Source organism: Pinirhizobacter sp. (assembly GCF_035317885.1).
Classification (GTDB): domain Bacteria; phylum Pseudomonadota; class Gammaproteobacteria; order Xanthomonadales; family Rhodanobacteraceae; genus Pinirhizobacter.
Genome location: NZ_DATHFX010000124.1, coordinates 1 through 5191, shown reverse-complemented (window position 1 = coordinate 5191; position 5191 = coordinate 1). Strand labels below are relative to the sequence as shown.

The 5191-nt window shown below is 60.6% G+C and carries 10 protein-coding genes; 9 read left to right on the top strand and 1 reads right to left on the bottom strand.

The window, feature by feature from the left end; genetic code table 11:
- The 8 genes from VK519_RS03835 to VK519_RS03800 all read left to right on the top strand — a co-directional run.
- A partial coding sequence (locus tag VK519_RS03835) for a hypothetical protein (RefSeq protein ID WP_324347819.1) occupies positions 1–203 on the top strand: 203 nt, incomplete at its 5' end.
- A gap of 28 nt (positions 204–231) precedes the next feature.
- Positions 232–531: a hypothetical protein gene (locus VK519_RS03830; RefSeq protein WP_324347818.1), complete on the top strand. Its 300-nt coding sequence runs from the start codon at positions 232–234 to the stop codon at positions 529–531.
- A gap of 23 nt (positions 532–554) precedes the next feature.
- Positions 555–698 (top strand): glycine zipper domain-containing protein, encoded by a 144-nt coding sequence (locus tag VK519_RS03825; protein WP_324347817.1) that lies wholly within the window; start codon positions 555–557, stop codon positions 696–698.
- 45 nt (positions 699–743) lie between these two features.
- Positions 744–1760, top strand: coding sequence for a sensor histidine kinase (locus tag VK519_RS03820; RefSeq protein WP_324347816.1), 1017 nt, complete (start codon positions 744–746; stop codon positions 1758–1760).
- Between the two features lie 197 nt (positions 1761–1957).
- Entirely contained in the window at positions 1958–2746 is a 789-nt protein-coding gene (locus VK519_RS03815; protein ID WP_324347815.1) for a hypothetical protein, read from the top strand.
- 121 nt (positions 2747–2867) lie between these two features.
- Positions 2868–3287: a hypothetical protein gene (locus VK519_RS03810; protein ID WP_324347814.1), complete on the top strand. Its 420-nt coding sequence runs from the start codon at positions 2868–2870 to the stop codon at positions 3285–3287.
- Positions 3288–3432: 145 nt separating this feature from the next.
- Entirely contained in the window at positions 3433–3561 is a 129-nt protein-coding gene (locus VK519_RS03805; protein WP_324347813.1) for a hypothetical protein, read from the top strand.
- Between the two features lie 13 nt (positions 3562–3574).
- The gene (locus tag VK519_RS03800) at positions 3575–3979 is read left to right on the top strand and encodes a S41 family peptidase (RefSeq protein ID WP_324347812.1); all 405 of its coding nucleotides are present in this window, start codon (positions 3575–3577) and stop codon (positions 3977–3979) included.
- A gap of 28 nt (positions 3980–4007) precedes the next feature.
- Here VK519_RS03800 and arsH read toward each other — a convergent pair whose 3' ends face one another.
- Positions 4008–4730: an arsenical resistance protein ArsH gene (gene arsH / locus VK519_RS03795; RefSeq protein ID WP_324347811.1), complete on the bottom strand. Its 723-nt coding sequence runs from the start codon at positions 4728–4730 to the stop codon at positions 4008–4010.
- Positions 4731–4770: 40 nt separating this feature from the next.
- On the opposite strand from arsH, the gene VK519_RS03790 reads away from it, so the two are divergent.
- Positions 4771–5115, top strand: a complete 345-nt coding sequence (locus VK519_RS03790; protein WP_324347810.1) for an ArsR/SmtB family transcription factor — start codon at positions 4771–4773, stop codon at positions 5113–5115.
- Positions 5116–5191: the final 76 nt, after the last annotated feature.

The following is a 5191-nucleotide window of genomic DNA, read 5'->3' as shown; positions in this document are numbered from 1 at the left end:
CAATCAGGATGGGCGACATCCTGGGCGTTGTGGGCGTCGTCATTGTGGCCGTGGTGTATGGCGCGCTGGCGCTCTACATGGTCTATGACTCGTACCGCGCGCAGAGAAGCGCATTTGCACGGGATGTGTTGACGGCCGCGGCGGTAGGGCTTATATGGTCCTGTGGACAGTGGTTGTTCGACATGGCAAAGGGTTTTCATTAGCGGCCCTGGAAGGGCTTCACCGAGAGAGGTGACCGATTTGCTCGCAAAGCCGAAGTCTATACACGTTTTCCTGTCCGTCGCGGGCCTGGTGCTCGTATACGGGATGATCCAGGGCATCTTCAAACACTCCCTTGCACAGTTCTTGTTTATGCTGGCCGGGATGATGGGCTGCATCGGTTTTTGGCGAAATCCCCACTACCTGGGGTCGAGTTTGTCCTCTCTGCCGGAGGATGTGAGGCGCTCCTACGACAAGACCGGGCATATATTTTTCCTTGCCTCGAGAGTACTGGTGCTTGCAGGAATCTGCGCGTTCGCCTTTTATCATTGAGTCCCCATGTTGCGGAGGGAACCATGAAGATCGGGATCTGGCTCGCCATCGGTATCAGCATCGGCACGGCTATCGGAGTTGCAACAAATCAATTGGGTATTGGCATTGGGCTGGGAGTTGCATTCGGCATGATTATTGGCTCGGTCGCTAGTCGCAAACGGCAATAGCGGGCCTCGACGGAGTTCTTCATCCGTAGGCTAAGATCCCCTCCCATGTCGCCCACCCTCCCGGCCCATACCTCGTCGGTCACCGACGACCCGTCGCTAAGATCCGTCATCCTGATGGGGTGGGCCCCCTGCACGCTGGCCTGTTGCATCGGCGCGCTGTCGGTGTTGCGTGACAGCCCAAGGCAGATTCTTTTCGATCTTCTGCTGTGGCTGGCCTACAGCGCCGCGGCGATTCCCTTCGCATGGCTGCTGGCATTTTCCTGGCGTGCGCGGTTCCGGCTCCCTGTCGGCATCGCCATTTTGGCGTCCGCGGCTTTCCTGCTGGCCGTCGTCGTCACAGTGCCGCAGTACCACATAGCGGCCGAACTCGGCCTGATAAAACCAGGCCCCATATGGCCCGCGCTGCTGATCCGCATGCAGGGCTGCTGGTTCCTTCTGCTGATGTTCGCGGCGGTGTACTTCGGGCTTGGCTATGGCGCGCTCGCGCGGCTGGGAGATTTCCTTCGCCTTACCCTCGCCGGGGACGGGCGGCATGAGGTAACCCTCGCCGAAGAGTTCGACGCGCTGGCCAGTTACCTGGACATCGAGCGCACCCGGCTGGGGGATCGCCTCTCCGTGGCCATTCGCGCGGAGGACGGCGTGATGGCTTGCCGCGTGCCATGGCTCATGTTGCAGCCGCTGCTGGAGAATGCCATCCGGCACGGTGTGGCGCTGCGGCCGGAAGGGGGCGAAGTGTCCGTCGTGGCGTCTCGGCAGGGCGGCCAACTGTGCGTGGCCGTGCAGAGCCAGGGTGGCTGGCAAGAGCCCCCGCCAGATTCCGACGGTGAGCGTTCGATCGGCCTTGCGAATGTACGGGCCCGGCTGGCTCGGCTCTACGGAGATGATGGGCAGCCCTGGTTGATGCCCTGCGTCAGGTCAGCCGTAAAGCGACGCCCGGCACTGCGCCCCGCATGGCAAGGAGCGGCGCGCAACCAGACTTGCGGGCAGAGCTGGCTCGTCTGGTCACAGATGTCGACCCGGACGACGACACTGCCATGGCACGCGCACGCAAAGCGATGCTAAGAACCATTTTGCTCCGTGAATGGGGGACGGCGCGGAGAGCGACCCGGCGTTCATGGGCATGCTTGAGGCTGTAGACAACGGGATTGGCGCCGATGAGCGACTTCGCAGTCTGTTTCGTGAAGCTGTTCTAAGCCTTCGGACTAACACGAAGGCTAGCTGAAAGGCGTGGCGATTTTTTGTGGGCCAGGGGACAGTGGATGAGTAAGTTCATGACGGCGGGGCTATTCCCGCTGCGAAAGTGCATGGTTGGTGTCATTGCCTTTGGGCTTGTGCACGCGGCGTTTGCCGGTCCGAAAGCGTCGGGCGCCAGTTCTGCCCAGTCCAACGAAGGTCCGATCAGGATTTCATTCGAAACGAATGACACTGGCCTGCCTACCGTTGTTGTCAAGATCAACGGCGTGCCTGTGACCTTGTTCCTAGACTATGGCGGCTATGCGCAACTGGCCGTGAAAAGTGAGGCGCTTGGCTTGACGGCGGTCAGATTCACCAGCGACGTGCAGAGATCACGCGACGCCCAGGGTCGTGATCGTGTGTCGCGAAAGTTCACAGCGCAGACGTTGTCGGTAGGCTCCAGGAATTGGCAAGACGTTTCAGGCACCGAGCTTCCAGCGTCGCCCGCATTCCGGTTTCCGCAGTCGGGATACCTGGGCTTCGGGATATTGAAGTCGTATCTAGCCGTTTTCGATTACGCCGGGAATGAACTTCGGCTATACCCGCCAGGGGACAGGAAAGCCTTGGTCAGGGAGTGCGGCTCGTCGACGTTCCCCATCAGCGTGGTGGATGGCGTGACGCAGACTACGGCGAAGACGTGGTATGGCGAGCGGACCTTCCAGTTCGATACGGGGTCAAACATGGACCTTCTCCGTCCCGCTTCAGTACCCGGTGAGCCACCGAAGCCCGGTACGCAGGTTGAGCTCAAGTCGTTTCAGCTGGGTAGGGGTGGTGACTTTCGGCGATGTTGTATTGCCGAGTCTATCCTGGCCTAGGTGGCGCTGGTTTGAGGCTCAAGCGGTTCGGCGTTTGGAAAGGCCGAAAAACGGAATAAAAAGCTACGTGATTGGCCTATAAAGGTTCAACTGTTGGCCTTTCCTAGCTCATGACACCGTTATGCTTCCCTCGACAACTTCCACGGTCAAAGCCCAGGTTGATACCGCCCTCAAGATGCAGGCAGAGGAGACCCTGAAGGCTCTACCGACGCCGAATCGTGCAACTTTGGTCGCAATTTCTGATTCCTACACAGGCCGAGTACATAAGGCGAGCTCGGTAGATAAATTGTTTAGTTCGGGCCACATCGCGGGTGACCACGACAACGACTACGACGACGCAACCAGCGTTGCCGATGCCCTGGTCGAGGACGGCGCTATGGAAAGCAGTCATCCCCAGCACAGTCTCTTCATGACCATCGCCGATCTGATCTATGCCTTTGATCAGCGTAACTACCCGATGCCCTATATACCGGCGAACCAGATGCTTCGCTTCCTCATGGACCAGCATGGGCTCAAGCAGACCCAGCCGGCCGTCGAATGAACTTGCGCGTCGACAAGGCCTAGTTGGGGGCGAGACGCTTGCCTGGCCCGTGCTCGCCGGGCCTGCCAAGGGGAAATGCGATGTGTGGTGACCGCCATGTTGACGGATCAAGCGGGGCGGATACTTCGGTCTGGAGACGCCATTGTTGATCAACGCAACTCAATTCCGGCAGCTTCATATTGCCCTGGTGCTGGCACTCGTGCTGTGCGGCATCCCTGCCAACTACGTCTATTTCAAGCATCGAAAGACTGCAGCATCTGCTGGCCGCACCTGAGCGTGGCCAATGGATGCACCTGCCGGAGTACGACACGCCCTTCGACCGGCCTGTGAGAGAAGTCGGATTGGGCTGGAACCTTAGTCCCGTCGCTCCGCGCTTCCCAGGCAAGGTCCTGATGCTGACCGATGGGCGTGCAATAAGCCAGGCAGAATCCGTTCTTGGCTACTTTTCCGACCTGCATCTGGCCACGATCATTGGATCGCCAAGCGCAGGAACCAACGGCGATGTCCAAAGGTTCTCGACGCCATCGGGCTACTACATTAGCTTTACCGGCTTGCGCGTGACCCGCCACGATGGTGTCACCCCATTTCATCTGCGTGGCGTAACCCCTGATGTCGCCATCGCTCCCACGCTCGAGGACGTTCGTGCTGGGCACGATGTGGTGCTGGAGCGAGATTTGACGCTAGCGCAGTGACCTGCCCGGGTGAGGTCGGGGCGCATGATCAGACTTTCTCAACGGCCTCAGCCGACCTCGCCAGCGCACGTTGCAACGCGTCCCCCTTTCGCTCGCTGTAACGACTGACCAAGTAGTCGCTGCGACCACGCACCATCAGTGTGAACTTCACAAGCTCTTCCATGACATCCACCACGCGGTCATAAAACGGCGACGGCTTCATCCGCCCGTGCTCATCGAACTCCTGCCACGCCTTGGCTACCGACGATTGATTGGGGATGGCCACCATCCGCATCCATCGACCGAGCACCCGCAGGGTGTTCACCACGTTGAAAGATTGGGAGCCGCCACTGACCTGCATGACCGCCAAGGTCCGGCCCTGGGTGGGCCGCACGCTGCCGTCTTCCAAAGGCAGCCAGTCGATCTGGTTCTTGAAGACGCCGGTGATGGTGCCGTGCCGCTCCGGGCTCACCCACACCTGGCCCTCCGACCAGATGGACCATTCGCGCAGCCGCTGCACTTCGGGGTGACTGGCCGGCGTGCTGTCGAGCATGGGCAACTGGTGCGGATCGAACACGCGGGTTTCGGCGCCCAGGTGTCGCAGGATCCGTTCGGCTTCCAAGGCGAGCTTCCGTGAGAAGGACTGCGGGCGCAGGGAGCCGTAGAGAATCAGGATGCGGGGCGGGTGGCCGGCATCCTGGTCGGCGCCGAGCCTGGGGGCTTCGGGGCTGGGGAGAAGATCGAGGTGGAGATGGGGCAGGTCGGTGGTCATGGGCTTGTTTGGGATCCGATATTTCGACTATTCTAGTTATATGGAAACGAATGACGCAATCACCGCCCTGACCGCGCTGGGACACGCCAAGCGCCTGGCCGTCTTCCGTCTGCTGGTGGTGGCCGGTCCCGCTGGCCGCATGGCGGGAGACATCGGAGACGAGCTGGGCATCCCCGGGGCCACGCTGTCTTTCCACCTGAAAGAACTGGTGCATGCCGGCCTGATCACGGCGGAACCCCAGGGTCGTTTTGTCTGCTACCGGGCTGCCTTCGATGCCATGAATGGCCTGATTGCGTACCTGACCCACAACTGTTGCGCTGGCAGCCCGGTGGCCGAGTGCGCGCCGGTCACGACCGCGTGTGCGCCGGGCGAAGCCTGCTGCTGATTTCTCCTGAGAAGAAACTTCATGACCCATCGTGTCTTGTTTGTCTGCACGGGCAACTCCGCCCGCAGTGTTCTGG

Coding starts and splice junctions, on each gene's coding strand:
- VK519_RS03800 (WP_324347812.1), top strand. CDS start 3,575: ATGCACCTGCCGGAGTACGACACGCCCTTCGACCGGCCTGTGAGAGAA.
- VK519_RS03825 (WP_324347817.1), top strand. CDS start 555: ATGAAGATCGGGATCTGGCTCGCCATCGGTATCAGCATCGGCACGGCT.
- VK519_RS03790 (WP_324347810.1), top strand. CDS start 4,771: ATGGAAACGAATGACGCAATCACCGCCCTGACCGCGCTGGGACACGCC.
- VK519_RS03815 (WP_324347815.1), top strand. CDS start 1,958: ATGAGTAAGTTCATGACGGCGGGGCTATTCCCGCTGCGAAAGTGCATG.
- arsH (WP_324347811.1), bottom strand. CDS start 4,730: ATGACCACCGACCTGCCCCATCTCCACCTCGATCTTCTCCCCAGCCCC.
- VK519_RS03820 (WP_324347816.1), top strand. CDS start 744: ATGTCGCCCACCCTCCCGGCCCATACCTCGTCGGTCACCGACGACCCG.
- VK519_RS03810 (WP_324347814.1), top strand. CDS start 2,868: ATGCTTCCCTCGACAACTTCCACGGTCAAAGCCCAGGTTGATACCGCC.